The following is a 17,190-nucleotide window of genomic DNA, read 5'->3' as shown; positions in this document are numbered from 1 at the left end:
GGGCTTGGCGCCGACGAAGCTGGGCAGGAAGCTGTGGTGGATGTTGATGATCTGGCCCGGGTAGCGCTCGCACAGCCCCGGCGACAGGATCTGCATGTAGCGCGCCAGCACCATCACGTCGCCCCGCGCCTCGCGGTACAGGTCCTCGACCTTGGCATAGGCCTCGGCCTTGGTATCGGGCGTGACCGGCACGTGATGGAAGGGAATGCCGTGCCACTCCACCAGCCCGCGGAAGGTCTCGTGGTTGGAGATCACGCACGGGATCTCGATGTTCAGCTCATCGGCATGCCAGCGCGACAGCAGGTCGTACAGGCAGTGCTCCTGCTTGCTCACCATCACCACCACACGCTTCTTGCGCGCGCTGTCGCTGATCTTCCAGTCCATGCCGAATTCACGTGCGATCGGCGCGAACTTCTCGCGCAGCACATCGATGTCGAAAGGCAGCGAGTCGGCCAGGATCTCCTGGCGCATGAAGAAGCGCTTGCCATCCACGTCCGCGTGGTGGTTCGCCTCGGTAATCCAGCCCTGGTGGCCGGCGAGAAAGCTGCTGACAGCGGCGACGACCCCCACCCGATCCGGGCAGGAAAGCGACAAGGTGTAGCGACGCGGTGGTGACATGCAAGGCCTCTGAAGTTTCATGTGACGAACTAATGATTCACATTCTGCACAGCAGCATTTTCTAAGTCAACTTTATTTCTTTACAGGAAACCCGAGCTTCCGGACCTTATGCAATAATTCTGGAAACACCTGTTTTTCAAAGGAGAAAACATGTCCGAGTCGACCTCGACGGGGAGTCTCGAGCGCTATCTGGGCAACACGCTGCGCGAGATCCGGCTCAAGCACGGACTCACGATTGCCGACGTCGCCACGCTCGCCAACATCAGCCGCGGCATGCTGTCCAAGATCGAGAACGCCCAGACTGCGACCAGCCTGGAAACCCTGTCCCGCCTTGCGCAGGCGCTGGGTGTTTCACTCGCCACGCTGTTCAAGAGCTATGACGTTCCGTCCGGCAGCGCCCAGCTGGTGCCGAAGGGCGACGGCATGGAAGTGGTGCGGCGCGGCACGAAGCGCGGCCACACCTACCATTTGCTGTCTTACGGCCAGGGGCCGACAAAGACCTTCGAACCCTTCCTGATCACGATTGATCACGAATCCGAAACCTTTCCGATCTTCGAGCACCCCGGCACCGAGTTCATCTACATGCTCGAGGGCAGCATCGAATACCGTCATGGCCAGCACACCTATGTGCTCAACCCGGGCGACGCCCTCACCTTCGATGGCGAGGTTCCGCATGGGCCGGAAAAAATGATCCAGTGCCCGATCCGCTTTCTGAGCATCCTGATGTACCCGAACCCGGCCTGACCCTGAATGCCTGTGGCCTGCCGCCGATACCGGCGGCAGGCCACGAACACCCTTCCGATCAGGAGTGATAGGCGGTTTCGCCGTGCGAGCTGATGTCCAGGCCTTCGCGCTCTTCTTCTTCAGAGACACGCAGACCGATGGTCAGATCGACCAGCTTCAGGGCAATGAAGGACACCACGGCAGACCACACCACGGCTGTACCCACACCCCAGGCCTGGGCGATTACCTGCGACATCATGTCGTACTCGGCGACCGAGTCGGTGACGTAGTCCCACACCCCGGTACCGCCAAGCGAAGGCGCGGCAAACACGCCCGTCAGCAGCGCGCCGACGATGCCGCCAATGCCATGCACACCGAACACGTCGAGCGAGTCATCCACGCCGAGCGCACGCTTGAGGCCATTGACGCCCCAGTAGCAGATCACGCCGACCAGACCGCCCATGATCAGGCTGCCCATCGGGCCAACGAAGCCGCACGCGGGGGTGATGACCACCAGGCCGGCGATCGCACCCGAGATCGCGCCAAGCATTGAAGGCTTGCCCTTGCGCGCCCACTCGGTCAGCGTCCACGCGAAGGTGGCGGCGCAGGTTGCGAGCATGGTGTTGATGACCGCCAGCGTGGCGACACCGGTGGCTTCCATGTTGGAACCGACGTTGAAGCCGAACCAGCCCACCCACAGCAGCGAGCCGCCGACCATCGTCATCGGCAGGTTGTGCGGAGCCATGGTTTCGCGGCCGTAACCAAGGCGCTTGCCCACCATGATCGCGGCGACCAGCGCGGCGATACCGGCATTGATGTGCACCACCGTGCCACCGGCAAAGTCGAGCGCACCCTTCTGGAACAGGAAGCCTGCCGTCGCGGTTGCGGCATCGGCAGCCTCAGCGCTGGTATAGGCGTCAGGACCGGCCCAGAACCACACCATGTGCGCCAGCGGCAGATAGGAGAAGGTGAACCACAGCGCCATGAAGACCAGCACCGCCGAGAACTTGATGCGCTCGGCGAAGGCACCCACGATCAGTGCCGGGGTAATGGCGGCGAAGGTGAGCTGGAAGGCGATGTAGATGAACTCGGGCACGACCACGCCCTTGCTGAAGGTGCCGGTCAGCGAATCCGCCGTCACACCCTGCAGGAAGAGCTTGTCGAAGCCACCAATGAAGGCATTGCCTTCGGTGAAGGCGAGCGAGTAGCCGTAGATCGCCCACAGGATGCCAAGCATGCAGAACACCACCAGGGTCTGCATCAGCACCGAGAGCATGTTCTTGGCGCGAACCATGCCGCCGTAGAACAGCCCCAGGCCGGGTGCAGCCATCATCACCACGAGCAGGGTCGACACGATCAGCCAGGTGACGTCGCCCTTGTCGGGTACCGGTGCAGCAACCGTGTCTGCCCAGGCGGGCGACATGAACAGCATGGCGAACAGCATCGCCAGCGGCGCGAAAATTCTTTGCATCATGTTCTCCTTACAGGGCCTGCGCACCGGACTCACCGGTGCGGATTCGTACGGCATTGAGAAGATCGAAAACGAAGATCTTTCCGTCGCCGATCTTGCCGGTGACGGCAGACTTCTCGATCGCGGCGACGGCGGCATCGACCAGCGCATCGTCCACCGCGACCTCAACCTTGGTCTTGGGCAGAAAATCCACCACGTACTCGGCCCCGCGGTAGAGCTCGGTGTGCCCCTTCTGGCGTCCGAAACCCTTGACGTCGGTGACGGTGAGCCCCTGCACACCCACCTCTGCCAGTGCCATACGCACTTCGTCGAGCTTGAACGGCTTGATGATTGCGCTGATGAATTTCATTGCGCACGCCTTTGCGCCGGCATCGGCACCGCTGCTGTCCTGTTCATGTTCATGTTCATGTTTTAGAAACTCCCTGTATTACGCCTGAAGAAAAAATGTTTCCTCACATGAAAAGCAGGAGCCGTGCCAAGTCAGCGCCATCAGAAAAATCAACGATTTACCTGTATGAATATTTGATTCATGCACAAAAATGCGGCCTGAGGCCTGAATGCGCACCACGATGGACCGCGAATGCGCCGTGGCGCGGCAGTGACGGGAGGTCCGGGTGTCGGGTGCGGCGGCGCGCGCACGGCGGAATGCTGACCGGCGCGGCGATGCCTGCTTCGCCAGCAGGATGGGTCGGCGCAGTTTCTTTCAGACTGAAAGCAGATCGAAAGCAGTGCCTCGTATCTTCCGTCACGCGTCGTCAGCGCCCTTTGCGCGACGACTGGATGAGATTGCATAACGGAGGAGACCCGAGATGTTGAACAAGACCCTTATTGCCATTGCCGCCACCCTTGCCCTGGGCAGCGCCCACGCCGCCGCGCCGGAGAAGCCCGAGTGCATCGCGCCCGCCAAGCCCGGCGGCGGTTTCGACCTGACCTGCAAGCTCGTGCAGGGCGGTCTGCAGAATGGCAAGTTCATCGATGCCCCGATGCGCGTGACCTACATGCCGGGTGGTATCGGCGCAGTTGCCTACAACACCGTGATCGCACAGCGTCCCGATGAAGGCGGCACCATCGTGGCCTTCTCCGGTGGCTCGCTGCTCAACCTGGCCATCGGCAAGTTCGGCCGCTACAGCGTCGACGACGTGAAGTGGCTCGGTTCGGCCGGTGCCGACTACGGCGCCATCATCGTTCGTGCCGACTCGCCCTTCACCAACCTCAAGGAACTGATGGCCGCCATCAAGGCCGACCCGAGCAAGGTCGTGTTCGGAGCCGGTGGTTCGGTCGGCAGCCAGGACTGGATGAAGTCCGCGCTGGTCGCCAAAGCGGCCGGCATCGACTTCAAGACCATGCGTTACGTTGCCTTCGAGGGCGGTGGCGAGGCCATGACCGCGCTGCAGGGCGGTCACGTCCAGGTGTATTCGGGCGACGCTTCGGAAGTGGCTGCGCAGATGAAGGGCGGGCGCATCCGTGTGCTGGGCGTGCTCGCCGCGGACCGTCTGCCGGGCGAACTGAGTGGCGTGGCCACGGCCAAGGAGCAGGGTTACGACGTCCAGTGGCCGATCATCCGCGGCTACTACATGGGCCCGAAGGTCTCCGACGCCGACTACAAATGGTGGGTTGCAACCTTCGACAAGATGCTCGCCTCCCCCGAGTTCGCGAAGCTGCGTGAAACCCAGGGTCTGTTCCCGCTCGACCTCACCGGCGCCAAGCTCGACGCCTACGTGAAGGAACGCGTCAAGCACTACGCCGAACTCGCCAAGGAGTTCGGGATGGTCGCGCAGTAAGCATCTCTGTACCGGTTCCGGTGTGCTGACCAGACGGGTACCGCCACGGCGGTGCCCGCGACTGTACACGGGCCCATTTCACGCGACTGGAGGACACCATGAGCGAACGCATTTTCGGCGTTTTTCTGCTCCTGCTCTCTGCAGGCGGCATCTATTCCGGTTGGGACCTCAAGGCCCCGATCTCGTATGAACCGGTGGGCCCCCGTGCCTTCCCGCTGCTGGTCTTCGCCCTGCTGGGCGTGTGCTCGCTCGGCCTGATGCTGAGCAAGCGCCCCGCCACCGAATGGGCGCCATCGCCCACGCTGGTGCGCGTTGGCGGCATGTTTGCAGTGATCCTGGCCTACGCGTTCCTGTTCGACAAGCTGGGCTTCGTCATTTCCACCGCGCTCATGAGCATTCCGCTGGCACGCTTTTTCGGCGGCACCTGGAAGCAGTCGCTGATCGCGGGCGCCGGGCTCGGCATATCGCTGTTCCTGATCTTCGACCGGCTGCTGGACGTCGTATTGCCGACGGGCCTCTGGCTCAAGCCACTACTGGGGTAAGTCATGGAAGTCATTTCACATCTGCTTGACGGCTTCGCCGTCGCCGGGACCCCGACCAATCTCCTGATCTGCCTGATCGGCGCCTTTCTGGGCACGATCATCGGCATGCTGCCGGGACTGGGGCCGATCAACGGGGTCGCCATCCTGCTGCCCATCGCCTACGCCATGAAACTGCCGCCCGAGTCGGCGCTGATCCTGCTCGCCGCAGTGTATTCGGGCTGCGAGTTCGGCGGCCGCATCTCGGCCATCCTGATCAACGTACCGGGAGATGCCGGCGCGGTCATGACCACGCTCGACGGCTATCCGATGGCCAAGATGGGACTGGCCGGACCGGCGCTGTCGATCTCGGCCGTCGCCTCGTTCACCGGCGCCATCATCGCCACCTTCGGCATCGTCGCCTTCGCCCCACTGCTCGCCAACTGGGCGCTGGCGTTCGGACCCGCGGAGTATTTCGCGCTGATGGTGCTGGCCCTGTCCTGCCTCGGCGGTCTGGTGGGCGACTCGCTGCTCAAGGCCATGGTCGGCGTACTGATCGGCCTGATGCTGTCGTGCGTGGGTATTGACGCCAACAGCGGCGTCTATCGCTACACCTTCGATCTGCTCCATCTGTCGGACGGCATCCCCTTCATCGTGGTCGTGATCGGCCTGTTTGCGGTCAGCGAACTGATGCTGATGCTGCAAAGCCATCATGGCGGCGTGCAGCCGGTCGAGGTGACCGGGCGCACGATGTTCAACACGCAGGAATTCATGCGCGCCAAGTGGACCATCCTGCGCTCATCGGTGGTGGGTTTCTTCGTTGGCGTGCTGCCCGGCGCGGGCGCCTCGATCGCATCCGCGATGACCTACTCGATGGAGCGCCGCATGGCCGGCAAGGATCACAGCTTTGGCGAAGGCGACGTCCGCGGCGTGGCAGCGCCGGAAGCGGCGAACAATGCCTCGGCCTACGGTTCGCTGATCCCGATGCTGACCCTGGGCGTACCCGGCTCGGGCACCACCGCGGTGATGATCGGCGCACTCACGCTGTACAACATCACGCCGGGCCCGACCCTGTTCCAGGACCAGCCGGTGATCGTGTGGGGCCTGATCGCCTCGCTCGCCATCTGCAGCGTGATGCTGGTGCTGATGAACATCCCGCTGGTAAAGCTGTTCGTGAAGTTCCTGCAGATCCCGAACTGGGTCCTGGTACCCGGCGTTGCTGCAGTGTCGATGGTCGGCGTGTATGCGGTGCATGGCACCACCTTCGACCTCATCGTCGGCACCCTGCTGGGCGGCTTCGGCTTCCTGCTGCGGGCGATGAACTTCCCGATGGCGCCCTTCATCCTCGGCTTCGTGCTCGGCGACATGATGGAGCAGAACCTGCGCCGGGCGCTGTCGATCAGCAATGGCGAGCTCGACATCCTGGTCTCGAGTCCGATCGCGATCGGACTGTGGGTAGCCGCAATCGCGATGCTCGTCGGGCCGCGCCTGGCCAAGGCGATCGATGCACGCCGCAACCCGCAGGCTGCCGCGTAGTTCAAGGGCCTGGCGGACCTCCTCCCCGTCAGGCCTGCAATGATGTGTCGTGTCCAAACTTGCGACACATCCTTATTCGGGGCGCTTCGGCGCCCCGATTTTTTTTGCCCGCGCTCAGGCAGCGGACTGCGCGCGCGGAAACTCCACCAGCACCATCAGGCCACGCCCATCGGCTCCAGCGTCGAGCGTGATGCTGCCGCCATGCGCAAGGACGATCTCGCGCACGATCGCGAGCCCCAGGCCGCTGCCCGGCGCCTTGTCCTGCCCAAGAATGCGGTAGAAGCGCTGGAACACCTTGCCCCGCTCCGCGGGCGGAATCCCCGGCCCCTGATCACTGACGCACAGTGCCACGCGGTCAGGCGTGACCCCGGTGGCAATCACCACCTGCGTATCGGGGGGGCTGTAGCGAATCGCGTTATCGAGCAGATTCGCGGTCAGCTCGCGCAACATCTGCAGGTTGCCGGCGACCATGGCTTCGCCACCGTCCTCGAAGGCGAGGTCGATGCGCTTGCGCAGCGCCACGGGCACCAGCTCGCCAGCCACCTCGCGCGCAAGCCGGCTGACATCCACCGCCTGCAGCCCCTCGACCGAGCGATCCACCGACTCGGCGTGCGACAGCGCCAGCATCTGGTCCGCCATCCGGCGCGTGCTGCGAATGGTACCGAGCTGACTCTTGAAGGCATGGCGGATCTCGGTTAGGTCGTCGAGGCGCAGACCATACTCGGCCTGGGTGCTGAGCACGGCCAGCGGCGTGCGGATCTGGTGCGCGGCATCGGCGAGAAAGCGCCGACGCGCGGCGAGCATGCCCGACAGGCGCTCGGTGTGGTGATTGATGGCGTCGATCAGGGGCCGTACCTCGCTCGGCGCGCCATCTGCCACGATCGGCGTCAGATCCTCTTCGTCCCGCCGGCGAATAGCTTCGCGCAATTCGAGCAGCGGCCTGAACGCGGAGGTCATCACGAACACCAGCACCACCGCGCCCAGCACCACCAGCAACAACTGACGGCGCAGGCTGTCGAAGAACAGCTCCCGCGCCAGGGTCACGCGGGATTCGGTCGTTTCGGCAAAGACGATTGTTGCTGCATCGCCGCCCTCGAGAGCGGGGTCGTACAGGCGCTTCTTGATGGCACCGACGCGCACGCCCTCGCCGCGGTATTGACTGTCGACGATGCGCAGCGGACCGTCGTCGACCAGTCCATCGGGCGGCACGAGATCGTCGTAACCGGTCACCAGGCTGCCGTTGGGGCCGAGCACCGCGTAGAAGATGCGCTCCTGCATGCCTTCGTCGAACACCTCGAACGCCGAATACGGGACATTCACCGAGATCGTGCCCTCCAGCGAATGCACCTGTTCGGCGATCGACTGGATCGAGGCCGTCAGCGAGCGGTCGTAGGCGCGATTGACCGCAGCGAGCGCACCCAGATAGGAGAGCACGGCATTGATGAGCAGCAGCACAAGCAGCGAGGGCAGCAACCAGACCGCAACCCGTCGCCGCAGGCTGACGCTGCGCTTTACCGCCACGGTGCGTCAGTCCTCGACGGCTTCATCGATCAGGTAACCCAGACCGCGCAGCGTGGTCACCACCGCACCGGAGCCTTCGAGCTTCTTGCGCAAGCGGTGAACGTAGATCTCGATCGCTTCGGCGCGCGCCTCCTCGTCGAAGGCGAAGATCTTTTCGAACAGGGTTTCGCGCGCGACCGGTCGCCCCTGGCGCGAGATCAGCACTTCAAGCACCGCCAGTTCGCGCGGCGTCAGGGCCAGCGGCTTGCGCTCCACGCTCGCAAGGCGGGAGGTGATGTCGAACTCGAGCCTGCCGATGCGCACGGTCGGCACCAGGTTGCCCGCACGTCGCAACAAGGCCTTGATGCGGGCCTCGAGCTCCGAAAGGTCGAAGGGCTTGGGCAGGTAATCGTCCGCCCCGAGGTTGAGGCCACGCACCTTGTCCTCGGTGCTGCTGCGTGCGGTCAGCACCAGCACCGGGATCTGTGCGGTCGCCTCGCGCTCGCGCATCCGCCGCAACACCTCGAGGCCATCCAGGCCGGGCAGCGACAGGTCGAGGATGACCGCATCGTAGGGCTGCGTCACCAGCGCATGGTCGGCATGGTCGCCGCGGGTCATCACGTCGACCGCGTAACCGGCCTGAATCAGGGCCTTCGACACCCACTCGGCCAGGTCCGCATGATCTTCAACGAGAAGCAGACGCATGGTAATGAAAGTGGATCGAAAGGTTGAGGGCCGATTATCCTGCCGGAAAAAATCTTTCGTGCAAAGCTTCGCCCATGAAAACCGGAGGAAGCTCGTGATTCGACTGCCACCCGCCCTGACCCGGCTGCTCCTCCTCGCATGCGCACTGTTCGGCGCAGCGCAGACAACGCTCGCCGCAACCACGTCCGACATCGAGGCTGCAGCGAGGCGCGAGGGCGTTGTGGTGATCTACGCCGCCACCGACATCAGCGTCGCCCGGCCCCTGATCGAGGATTTCGGCAAGCTCTACCCCGATGTCCGCGTCGACTATCGCGACATGAGCTCCACCGAGCTCTACCGCCAGTTCGTGTCCGAGGCCAGGGCAGGCGGGGGTGCCGATCTGGTGTGGAGTTCGGCCATGGACCTGCAGGTGAAGCTGGTCAACGACGGCCATGCTCAGGTCTACCAGTCCAACGAGACTGCGGCACTGCCGAAGTGGGCGGTGTGGAAGGACGAAGCCTTCGGCACCAGCCTCGAGCCGGTCGCCATGGTGTACAACCGCGAGCTCATGCATGCCGACGATGTGCCCCGCAGTCATGCGGAGCTGCTGCGCCTGCTGGCCCGCGCCCCGGCGCAGTTGCGGGGCAGGCTGATTACCTACGACCCTGCACGCTCGGGCCTCGGCTTTCTGCTCCACAGTCAGGACGTGCTCGCCAATCCGGTCGTGTTCTGGCGCCTCGCAGAAGCGTTCGGACGCCTCGGCGTGCAGACCGAACCCTCGACCGCGGACATGCTCGACCGCATCGCGGCAGGCCAGGCCACGCTGGGTTACAACCTGCTCGGCTCCTATGCCCAACTCCGCGCGGAACAGGATCCGAGACTGGGGGTGGTGCTGCCGAACGACTACACCCTGATAATGAGCCGCGTGGCCTTCATCGCGCGTCAGGCGAAGCATCCGAATGCGGCACGCCTGTGGCTCGACTACCTGCTGTCGATGCGCGGCCAGCGCTTGCTGTCGCGCAGCCCCGGCTTCTACTCGGTGCGGACCGACGTACCCAACGACGAAGCTGCGGACAACCTCGACAGGGAACTCGGCAGCGCATTCCGCCCGATTCGCATCGGCTCCGGCCTGCTCACCTACCTCGACCAACTCAAGGGCCGTGACTTCCTGATCCAGTGGCGCGACACCATCGCACCACAGCCGTGAAGCACCGCATTGAACCGAAATCCATCCATGTCCCAACGTCCGCTCGCCGGTCATCTCCGCGCGACTGCCCTCATCTGTCTGACGCTGGTCCTCGCCACCGCCGCCGGCGCCGCCGCACAGGCCGTTCATAGCCCCCTGCCGTGGATGATCGGGCCCCTGTTCGCGATCGCACTGCTGCGCATTCTCGGCGCCCCGCTGCAAGGGCCACCCGGCGGACGGCACGCGGGCCAGTGGGCCATTGGCACCGCGCTCGGGCTGTACTTCACCCCGGAGGTCATCCGCCTGCTGCTCGACAACCTGTTGCTGGTCACCATCATCTCGGGGGGCGCGCTGGTGGTGGGTCTGCTGTGTGCCTTGCTCACCGCCCGCCTGGCAGCGGTGGACAAGCCCACGGCCTTCTTTGCGTCGCTGCCCGGCGGCGCTTCCGAAATGGCCGTGGTCGCCGAGCGCTTCGGCGGTGCCATCGACCGCATCGCCGCCGCCCACGCCCTGCGGGTGATGGTGGTGGTGGCCGTGGTGCCGTTCGGCCTGAGCTGGTTCGGCGCACACGGCTCCGACCTGTACACCCCGCTGTCAACCGCGGTGCTGCCGGAACAGCTGCCTGCGCTGGTCGGCGCCAGCCTGTGCGGGGTGGGCCTGCTGACAGCGCTGCGCATCGGCAATGCATGGGTGCTGGGGCCGCTGATCGGGGTGGGGCTGGTGACCGCACTCGGCATCAGCCTGTCGGCGCTGCCCTGGTGGGTGATCAACGGCGGCCAGTTGCTGATTGGCTGCGCGCTGGGTTGCCGCTTCTCACCCTCGTTCTTTCGTGCAGCACCGCATTTTCTGGCGGTCGCAACCCTTTCCGCGCTGTTCGCCGTCGCCCTTGGCTGCGTGCTCGCCTACGTTGCCACCAGCGTGTCGGACACCCCGTTTGCCACCCTGGTGCTGTCTGCCGCACCGGGTGGCGTGGCGGAGATGTGCATCACCGCCAAGGTACTGCACCTCGGCGTGCCGATGGTGACCGTGTGCCATGCCTTGCGGGTCATGGTGCTCACGGTCGGCGCACCATCGCTGTACAAGGTCTTCCTGCGCATCACCGGCTGACAGGCGCCGGGGCGCCGGCAGGCATTCGGCGCACCATCGTCGTCACGCGCCTCGACTGCCCGACACCGGCCTGGCAGCGGCAGAGACGGACCATGCCGCTGCGGTTTGCGACAGCAGGGCGACCTCTTCCTCCGTCGTGATGCCGTCCGCTTCGACGATGTCGTGCATCGTGCGCAGGATCAGCTGCTGGAACGCCGGGTCGCGAATTTCGCCAAGCAGTCCGCGCAGCACCTCTGGTGCCAGGCGCAAGGCGATGCCGTCCAGATAGTCGGCGCCCTGCAGCAGGTCCTGGCAATATTCCTGCAACACCCGCTCGAAATCCGCCTCGGCGATCTGCAGCCGTCTGGCGGCCTCCGAGCGGGTGACGGAATTCAGTTCTGCCTGATCCAGTCCGCCATCGGCCAGGATGGTGAGGGCCAGAATACGGGCGGCGGCCTGGGTGCTATCGGTTGCATATTGACGCATGTCTGTTTCTCCATGATCGAATCGGGCCACGCAGTCGGCTGCGATTGCTGCCGAGCGCTGCGGGTCCATCGACGGTCAGGCGAAATGCGCTGACTGCGTAATCAAGATAGGCGATGGCCAATACACGATAAAGTCGAATATATTGACGCATCACATCGATTTTTTGGATGTATTGGCACGATGACGCTCAACTACAAGCATCTGCGCTACTTCTGGACCGTTGCGCGCGCAGGCAGCATTGCGCAGGCCGCCAAGCTGCTGCACCTGACGCCGCACTCGATCAGCGCCCAGCTCACGACCCTGGAAACCAGCCTGGGTGCCAGCCTGTTCCGCCGCGTCGGACGTCGGCTCGAGCTCACCGATGCCGGGCGACGCATCCTGGGTCACGCCGATGAGATCTTCGCGCTCGGCGACCAGATCGTCGAACTGATGCGCGACGAGTCCCTGAGCATTCCGCTGCCTTTTCGCATCGGCATTGCGGACGCCATGCCGAAATCGGTTGTGTATCAGCTGATCGAGCCCGCACTCCAGCTCGACAACGCGCCGCGCCTGGTGTGCCGCGAAGGCCGGCTGGAGAACCTGCTCGGAGAGCTTGCCGTGCATCGGCTCGACATCGTCATCGCCGACCGTCCCCTGCCCCCCGGCGTCAGCGTGCGTGGCTTCAGCCACTTGCTGGGCGAGAGTCCGTTATCGGTTTTTGCCAGCGCGGGCCTCGCTGCCCGTCTGCCGGCCGGCTTCCCGGCACTGCTCGACCGCGCACCGTTTCTGCTGCCGGGCGAAGACGTCGCCTACCGGCCAGCCTTGCTGCAATGGCTGGAGCGCAGCAAGGTCCAGCCCCGGATCGTGGCCGAGTTCGACGACAGCGCGCTGATGAAGGCATTCGGCCAGGCGGGTGCCGGGCTGTTCGTGGGGCCACGCGCAATCGCAACGTATATCTGCGAGCAGTACAAGGTGCAGGTGGTGGGAGAGATCGACAAGGTCAGGGAGCAGATCTTTGCCATCACGACCGAACGCAAACTCTCCCATCCCGCCATGCAGGCAATCAGCCAGCGTGCGCGCGAAGCCATGCCCTGACCGGGCGCACCGGTCCGCCACCGCGACAGCGGACCGGATGCAATCCCGATGGCATTGCGCCTGCGAGCAAAGGCCGGTGAGGCCTGACATGCGAAGGCCTCATGAGCCGGCACCGGCAATGACCGGCGGCAGGTTCTTGGGCACGAACTCGATGTACGGGGTGCTCACCGCCTGACCGGGTGGCACGTAGTCGGGCGCCGGGGCGCCCGTCCCGCCAAGTTTGCGGATGTAGCGGTAGATGGCCTTGAGGTCCCTGTCGCTCATCGCGATCAGGCTGGGCGACGGCATCGGCGGTCGCATCGCGGTACGTGCATGGGCAATCCACTGTGCTTCGGTCATCTTCTGTACCGACAGGCGCAGATTGGATGGATAGGTCACGCCCCACGGCCCCTGGAATCCCACCTGGCTCCCGACCAGCCATTGCTTCTCGGGCAACTTGCCCCCGGCCTCGGGATAGCCGGGTGTGTGACAGTCGTTACAGCCACCGATCACGACCAGATAGCGTCCCCGGTCGTGTGCCTGAGCCGCCGCACCGTCCGCAGCGCGGGCCGGCATACCGCAGAAAAGCCCCAGCGCCAGCAGTGCGCCCCAGGACATGCAAGTCATTTTCATCGTCTTCCTCACCATACGTTACGTGGTCGAAATTCCACGCGGCAAGGTTAATCCGCTGCCATATCCCGGCTTGCTAAAAGAGCCCTACGCGAATCCTAAATTTTTCCTAGCCCGGTGCGGACAGCAAACTGCAGCGTCTGCGCCAGTCGGATAGACTCGGGCATCACCATCACACCCGTTCGCCAATTCGTGCCGCGCTCATCGCTCTCCCACAATCTCGCCTTCGCATACGCCCTGCTGGTGGCCTACGCCTGCCTGCACCCGTTTGCCGGCTGGCGCGAGAGCGGTTTGCCGCTGTTCGACTACCTGACTGCGCCGTGGCCGAAGTATTTCCAGATCGAGGATCTGGTGTTCAATGTGCTCGGCTATATCCCGCTGGGCTTCATTGTCGCTGCCGGCCTGCCCGCGAGCTGGCCGGCGCTGCGCATCATCGTGGTGACGACGCTGGGTACGATCCTGTTCAGCTTCGGGCTTGAGACGGTCCAGCACTTTCTGCCATCGCGGGTATCGAGCAACATCGACCTCGGCGCCAACAGCGCCGGTGGCCTGATCGGCGCGGCGCTGGGCGCGTGCTGCGGCAGGCGCCTGTTCGCCCCCCAGGCCGGACTGGCACGCTGGCGCAGCGAACACTTCATCGGTGGCCATACCGGCGATGCCGGGCTGATTCTGCTCGGACTGTGGCTGCTCACCCAGCTCACACCCGACAGCCTGCTGTTCGGCAGCGGCGACATCCGCCGCATGCTGTCGATTCCGCCTCCGCTGCCCTTCCGCCCCGAGCGCTTCATCGCCTTCGAGGCCGCGCTCACCGCCTGCACCATCGTCGCCATCGGCCTTTTCGCCCGCTGCATGATGCGCACTGCCGCACCATGGCCGATCCTGGTTCTGCTCGCGCTCGGCATCGGCGCCAAGACGCTCGCGGCGGCTACTTTCTTCATGCCCACCGATCCCCTGGCGTGGGTTACGCCGGGTGCGGAGAAAGGGCTGATCGTCGGCACCGGCCTGCTCGCCGCGGCTCTGCTGCTGCCACGGGTGATCCAGCACGCCGTGGCCGGCACCATGCTGCTCGCCGCCACCGCGCTGGTGAACCTGATGCCGGAGAACCCCTACCTCAGCAACGGCCACACTGTCCTGAGCCGTGGCAACTTTCTCAATTTCCACGGTCTGACCCAGCTTGTTGCCAGTATCTGGCCCTTCGTCGCCCTGGCCTACCTGTCGGCACTCGGCCTGTGGCGGGGCGAACACCTCGACAATCCGCGGCGCCTATAATCGGCACACCAACGGAGACCTGAATGAGCTATTTCAAACACCATGTGTTCTTCTGCTGCAATCAGCGTGCAGCCGGCGACGACTGCTGCAACAATTACAAGGCCAGTGAGTTGCAGACCTATGCCAAGGAGCGCAGCGCCGAGCTCGGCCTCAAGGGCAAGGGCAGCGTGCGCATCAACAAGGCCGGCTGCCTCGGGCGCTGCGACGACGGCCCGGTGATGGTGGTGTACCCGGACAACGTCTGGTACACGTATATCGACAAGGACGACGTCGACGAGATCATCGACCAGCATCTTGTGCACGGCCGCATCGTCGAACGCCTGCGCCTGCCCGATGGAGACAAGGCATGACCCGTGCGCTTCCGACTGAATCCGCCCTGCTGCGCGGCGCAGCAGGCAATATCGAAGTCCTGATCGACGCCCCGCAAACGGTCCGTGGTGTCGCGCTGATCTGTCACCCGCACCCGCTGTTCGGCGGCGCCAATACCAACAAGGTGGCGCACACGCTGGCGCGCAGCTACCGCGATCTGGGCTATGCGGCGATTCGCCCCAATTTCCGTGGCGTGGGCAAGAGCGATGGCGAACACGATCACGGCGAAGGTGAAACCGAAGACATGCTGTCGGTGATCGCCTGGGCGCAATCGCGCTGGGGCAGCCTGCCGCTGGCGCTGGGCGGCTTCTCTTTCGGTGGCTTCGTGCAGACGCGAATCGCCAACCGTCTCGCCAACGACATCAATCCGCCGCGGCAGCTGATCCTCGTCGGCATGGCCGCAGGTGTGGCCGCAGATGGCGCACGCAGCTACGACACTCCGCCCGTGCCCGACACCATTCCCACGCTGATCATCCACGGCGAAGTCGACGACACCGTCGCCCTGAGCAACGTGCTCGACTGGGCACGTCCGCAGGAGCTGCCGGTCATCGTCATTCCGGGCGCCGACCACTTCTTCCATGGCAAGCTGCATCTGATCCGGGAACTGATCGCCCGCAACGTCGCGCCGGCCCCCGGCCGCGCCTGAACCAGGAGAGACCAATGAAACTGCTCGCATCACTCACCAGTCCCTACGCACGCAAGATCCGCATCCTGCTCGCGGAAAAGTCACTGCCCTTCGAGCTGGTCGTGGACTCTCCGTGGGAGGCCAACACCCGCGTACCCGACGTCAACCCGCTGGGTAAGGTGCCTGCGCTGGTGCTCGACAGCGGCGAAGTCTTCTTCGACTCGCCCGTGGTTGCCGGCTATCTCGAAACCCTGGAGACGGGGCCTGCACTGCTTCCGGCCGGTGGCATCGAACGCGTGCGAGTGCGCCAGACCGAAGCACTGGCCGACGGCATTCTCGATGCAGCAGTTGTGGCCTTCCTCGAAAGCAAGCGCCCACCCGAACAACAGAGCGCCGTCACGATCGAGCGTCAGCTGGACAAGATCCGGCGCTGCCTGGACGAGCTGGAGAAACGCGCGAGCGGTCGTGAATGGCTCAGCGGCAAGACCATACAGCTCGACGACATCAGCGTCGGCGTCGCCTTGGGCTACCTCGACCTGCGCCTGCCGCAAACCGACTGGCAGACGGGCCGCCCCGCCCTGGTCGCCCTCAGCAAACGGCTGTTCGCACGTCCGAGCTTCGCCGACACCGTTCCGCCCGCCGGCTGATGACGGCAGCGCTCGCCGGCCCGGCCCTGGCAACACCTGCGGTATCGTCCTCGCGTCCATCGCCGCTGCTGATTCGCGGCCTGGTGAAGCGCTATGACGACACCGAAGTTGTTCGCGGCATCGACCTCGAGCTGCGCGCCGGCGAGTGCTTTACCCTGCTCGGCCCCAACGGCGCGGGCAAGACCACCACGCTGCGCTGTGCCCTCGGCCTCACGACGCCCAGCGCAGGCAGCATCCGCCTGTGCGGCGAAGCGGTGCCCGAGCGCGCCCGCGAGGCGCGCATGCGGGTGGGCATCGTGCCGCAGATCGACAACCTCGACCCCGACTTCACCTGCGCCGAGAACCTGCTCGTCTATGGCCGCTACTTCGGTCTCTCCGATGCTGCGATCAAGGCCCGCATCCCTGCGCTGCTGGCCTTCGCCGGGCTCGAAAGCAAACGCGACGCCCGCATCCAGTCGCTGTCGGGCGGCATGAAGCGGCGCCTCACGCTGGCACGCGCGCTGGTCAACCAGCCCGAACTGTTGGTGCTCGACGAGCCGACCACCGGGCTCGACCCGCAGGCCCGCCACCTGATCTGGGACCGCCTCAAGCAGCTTATCCGCAGCGGTACCACGGTGTTGCTGACCACCCATTTCATGGACGAGGCCGAACGCCTGTCCGACCACCTGGCCATTCTCGACAATGGTCGCGTGCTCGCTGGCGGCAGCCCGCGTAAAGTCATCGCCGAGCATATCGAACCGCAGGTCGTGGAAGTCTTCGGCGACTGGAACGGTCATGCGCTGCCGGCCGGCGGTGGCGCCGCCGCCTGGGCCGATGCGCATGCGGCAGCGCTTTCCGACCGCTTCGAGATCAGTGGTGAAACCGCCTTCTGCTACCTGCACGATGCCGCCCCCCTGCTCGCCCACCTCGCCACCCAGCCCGGCCTGCGCTACCTGCACCGCCCGGCAAACCTGGAAGACGTCTTCCTCAAGCTCACGGGTCGCGACCTTCGCGACTGAGACTGAGGCA

19 protein-coding genes are annotated in these 17,190 nt (G+C 64.8%); 12 read left to right on the top strand and 7 right to left on the bottom strand.

Features of this window, described 5'->3' with window-relative positions:
- Positions 1–618: formyltetrahydrofolate deformylase (locus AC22G6_RS17185; protein WP_487367789.1), on the bottom strand; the 618-nt coding region annotated here is incomplete at its 3' end.
- 150 nt (positions 619–768) lie between these two features.
- Between AC22G6_RS17185 and AC22G6_RS17180 the strand changes: the two genes are divergently transcribed.
- Positions 769–1,362: a helix-turn-helix domain-containing protein gene (locus tag AC22G6_RS17180; protein ID WP_108972248.1), complete on the top strand. Its 594-nt coding sequence runs from the start codon at positions 769–771 to the stop codon at positions 1,360–1,362.
- A gap of 58 nt (positions 1,363–1,420) precedes the next feature.
- On the opposite strand, the gene AC22G6_RS17175 is transcribed toward AC22G6_RS17180, so the two are convergent.
- Both AC22G6_RS17175 and AC22G6_RS17170 read right to left on the bottom strand, forming a co-directional pair.
- Complete coding sequence (locus AC22G6_RS17175; RefSeq protein ID WP_487367788.1) at positions 1,421–2,812, bottom strand: ammonium transporter; 1,392 nt, start codon at positions 2,810–2,812, stop codon at positions 1,421–1,423.
- A gap of 10 nt (positions 2,813–2,822) precedes the next feature.
- Positions 2,823–3,161, bottom strand: a complete 339-nt coding sequence (locus AC22G6_RS17170; RefSeq protein WP_487367787.1) for a P-II family nitrogen regulator — start codon at positions 3,159–3,161, stop codon at positions 2,823–2,825.
- 460 nt (positions 3,162–3,621) lie between these two features.
- Between AC22G6_RS17170 and AC22G6_RS17165 the strand changes: the two genes are divergently transcribed.
- The 3 genes from AC22G6_RS17165 (at position 3,622) to AC22G6_RS17155 (ending at position 6,647) form a co-directional block, all read left to right on the top strand.
- Entirely contained in the window at positions 3,622–4,593 is a 972-nt protein-coding gene (locus AC22G6_RS17165) for a Bug family tripartite tricarboxylate transporter substrate binding protein (protein ID WP_487367786.1), read from the top strand.
- A 98-nt stretch (positions 4,594–4,691) separates the two neighbouring features.
- A complete protein-coding gene (locus tag AC22G6_RS17160; RefSeq protein ID WP_487367785.1) occupies positions 4,692–5,135 on the top strand; it encodes a tripartite tricarboxylate transporter TctB family protein in 444 nt (147 codons plus the stop codon).
- Positions 5,136–5,138: 3 nt separating this feature from the next.
- Positions 5,139–6,647 (top strand): tripartite tricarboxylate transporter permease, encoded by a 1,509-nt coding sequence (locus AC22G6_RS17155; RefSeq protein WP_487367784.1) that lies wholly within the window; start codon positions 5,139–5,141, stop codon positions 6,645–6,647.
- 114 nt (positions 6,648–6,761) lie between these two features.
- Here AC22G6_RS17155 and AC22G6_RS17150 read toward each other — a convergent pair whose 3' ends face one another.
- Together AC22G6_RS17150 and AC22G6_RS17145 are read right to left on the bottom strand one after the other, a co-directional pair.
- Positions 6,762–8,168 carry a sensor histidine kinase gene (locus AC22G6_RS17150; protein ID WP_487367783.1) on the bottom strand — a complete coding sequence of 469 codons (1,407 nt, stop codon included), beginning with the start codon at positions 8,166–8,168 and terminating at the stop codon, positions 6,762–6,764.
- 6 nt (positions 8,169–8,174) lie between these two features.
- Complete coding sequence (locus tag AC22G6_RS17145; RefSeq protein WP_108950328.1) at positions 8,175–8,852, bottom strand: response regulator; 678 nt, start codon at positions 8,850–8,852, stop codon at positions 8,175–8,177.
- A 94-nt stretch (positions 8,853–8,946) separates the two neighbouring features.
- On the opposite strand from AC22G6_RS17145, the gene AC22G6_RS17140 reads away from it, so the two are divergent.
- Both AC22G6_RS17140 and AC22G6_RS17135 read left to right on the top strand, forming a co-directional pair.
- Positions 8,947–10,038 (top strand): ABC transporter substrate-binding protein, encoded by a 1,092-nt coding sequence (locus AC22G6_RS17140; RefSeq protein ID WP_487367782.1) that lies wholly within the window; start codon positions 8,947–8,949, stop codon positions 10,036–10,038.
- Between the two features lie 27 nt (positions 10,039–10,065).
- Positions 10,066–11,124, top strand: coding sequence for an AbrB family transcriptional regulator (locus AC22G6_RS17135; protein WP_487367781.1), 1,059 nt, complete (start codon positions 10,066–10,068; stop codon positions 11,122–11,124).
- A 42-nt stretch (positions 11,125–11,166) separates the two neighbouring features.
- Here AC22G6_RS17135 and AC22G6_RS17130 read toward each other — a convergent pair whose 3' ends face one another.
- Complete coding sequence (locus tag AC22G6_RS17130) at positions 11,167–11,589, bottom strand: TerB family tellurite resistance protein (protein ID WP_487367780.1); 423 nt, start codon at positions 11,587–11,589, stop codon at positions 11,167–11,169.
- Between the two features lie 180 nt (positions 11,590–11,769).
- On the opposite strand from AC22G6_RS17130, the gene AC22G6_RS17125 reads away from it, so the two are divergent.
- Positions 11,770–12,663 (top strand): LysR family transcriptional regulator, encoded by an 894-nt coding sequence (locus tag AC22G6_RS17125; protein ID WP_487367779.1) that lies wholly within the window; start codon positions 11,770–11,772, stop codon positions 12,661–12,663.
- Between the two features lie 99 nt (positions 12,664–12,762).
- Here AC22G6_RS17125 and AC22G6_RS17120 read toward each other — a convergent pair whose 3' ends face one another.
- Positions 12,763–13,269, bottom strand: a complete 507-nt coding sequence (locus AC22G6_RS17120) for a cytochrome C (protein ID WP_487367778.1) — start codon at positions 13,267–13,269, stop codon at positions 12,763–12,765.
- 195 nt (positions 13,270–13,464) lie between these two features.
- On the opposite strand from AC22G6_RS17120, the gene AC22G6_RS17115 reads away from it, so the two are divergent.
- From AC22G6_RS17115 to AC22G6_RS17095, 5 genes are read left to right on the top strand one after another with little or no spacing between them, the layout of a single operon-like run.
- The gene (locus AC22G6_RS17115; RefSeq protein ID WP_487367777.1) at positions 13,465–14,541 is read left to right on the top strand and encodes a VanZ family protein; all 1,077 of its coding nucleotides are present in this window, start codon (positions 13,465–13,467) and stop codon (positions 14,539–14,541) included.
- 23 nt (positions 14,542–14,564) lie between these two features.
- Positions 14,565–14,891, top strand: a complete 327-nt coding sequence (locus tag AC22G6_RS17110; protein ID WP_487367776.1) for a (2Fe-2S) ferredoxin domain-containing protein — start codon at positions 14,565–14,567, stop codon at positions 14,889–14,891.
- Complete coding sequence (locus AC22G6_RS17105; RefSeq protein WP_487367775.1) at positions 14,888–15,556, top strand: alpha/beta hydrolase; 669 nt, start codon at positions 14,888–14,890, stop codon at positions 15,554–15,556. The genes AC22G6_RS17110 and AC22G6_RS17105 overlap by 4 nt, the downstream gene beginning before the upstream one ends.
- A gap of 14 nt (positions 15,557–15,570) precedes the next feature.
- Positions 15,571–16,182 (top strand): glutathione S-transferase, encoded by a 612-nt coding sequence (locus AC22G6_RS17100; RefSeq protein WP_487367774.1) that lies wholly within the window; start codon positions 15,571–15,573, stop codon positions 16,180–16,182.
- Positions 16,182–17,180 carry an ATP-binding cassette domain-containing protein gene (locus tag AC22G6_RS17095; protein WP_487367773.1) on the top strand — a complete coding sequence of 333 codons (999 nt, stop codon included), beginning with the start codon at positions 16,182–16,184 and terminating at the stop codon, positions 17,178–17,180. Before AC22G6_RS17100 ends, AC22G6_RS17095 begins: the two co-directional genes overlap by 1 nt.
- Positions 17,181–17,190: the final 10 nt, after the last annotated feature.

This window comes from Parazoarcus sp. PS-13 R2A, assembly GCF_057621855.1.
Note: the sequence above shows the minus strand (reverse complement) of the source record. Positions and strands in the feature narration are given on the sequence as shown.

Excerpts from the sequence above, each read along its gene's own strand:
- AC22G6_RS17165 (WP_487367786.1), top strand. The coding sequence starts at position 3,622 with ATGTTGAACAAGACCCTTATTGCCATTGCCGCCACCCTTGCCCTGGGC.
- AC22G6_RS17175 (WP_487367788.1), bottom strand. The coding sequence starts at position 2,812 with ATGCAAAGAATTTTCGCGCCGCTGGCGATGCTGTTCGCCATGCTGTTC.
- AC22G6_RS17160 (WP_487367785.1), top strand. The coding sequence starts at position 4,692 with ATGAGCGAACGCATTTTCGGCGTTTTTCTGCTCCTGCTCTCTGCAGGC.
- AC22G6_RS17130 (WP_487367780.1), bottom strand. The coding sequence starts at position 11,589 with ATGCGTCAATATGCAACCGATAGCACCCAGGCCGCCGCCCGTATTCTG.
- AC22G6_RS17110 (WP_487367776.1), top strand. The coding sequence starts at position 14,565 with ATGAGCTATTTCAAACACCATGTGTTCTTCTGCTGCAATCAGCGTGCA.
- AC22G6_RS17105 (WP_487367775.1), top strand. The coding sequence starts at position 14,888 with ATGACCCGTGCGCTTCCGACTGAATCCGCCCTGCTGCGCGGCGCAGCA.
- AC22G6_RS17145 (WP_108950328.1), bottom strand. The coding sequence starts at position 8,852 with ATGCGTCTGCTTCTCGTTGAAGATCATGCGGACCTGGCCGAGTGGGTG.
- AC22G6_RS17100 (WP_487367774.1), top strand. The coding sequence starts at position 15,571 with ATGAAACTGCTCGCATCACTCACCAGTCCCTACGCACGCAAGATCCGC.
- AC22G6_RS17095 (WP_487367773.1), top strand. The coding sequence starts at position 16,182 with ATGACGGCAGCGCTCGCCGGCCCGGCCCTGGCAACACCTGCGGTATCG.
- AC22G6_RS17170 (WP_487367787.1), bottom strand. The coding sequence starts at position 3,161 with ATGAAATTCATCAGCGCAATCATCAAGCCGTTCAAGCTCGACGAAGTG.
- AC22G6_RS17155 (WP_487367784.1), top strand. The coding sequence starts at position 5,139 with ATGGAAGTCATTTCACATCTGCTTGACGGCTTCGCCGTCGCCGGGACC.
- AC22G6_RS17120 (WP_487367778.1), bottom strand. The coding sequence starts at position 13,269 with ATGACTTGCATGTCCTGGGGCGCACTGCTGGCGCTGGGGCTTTTCTGC.
- AC22G6_RS17135 (WP_487367781.1), top strand. The coding sequence starts at position 10,066 with ATGTCCCAACGTCCGCTCGCCGGTCATCTCCGCGCGACTGCCCTCATC.
- AC22G6_RS17125 (WP_487367779.1), top strand. The coding sequence starts at position 11,770 with ATGACGCTCAACTACAAGCATCTGCGCTACTTCTGGACCGTTGCGCGC.
- AC22G6_RS17180 (WP_108972248.1), top strand. The coding sequence starts at position 769 with ATGTCCGAGTCGACCTCGACGGGGAGTCTCGAGCGCTATCTGGGCAAC.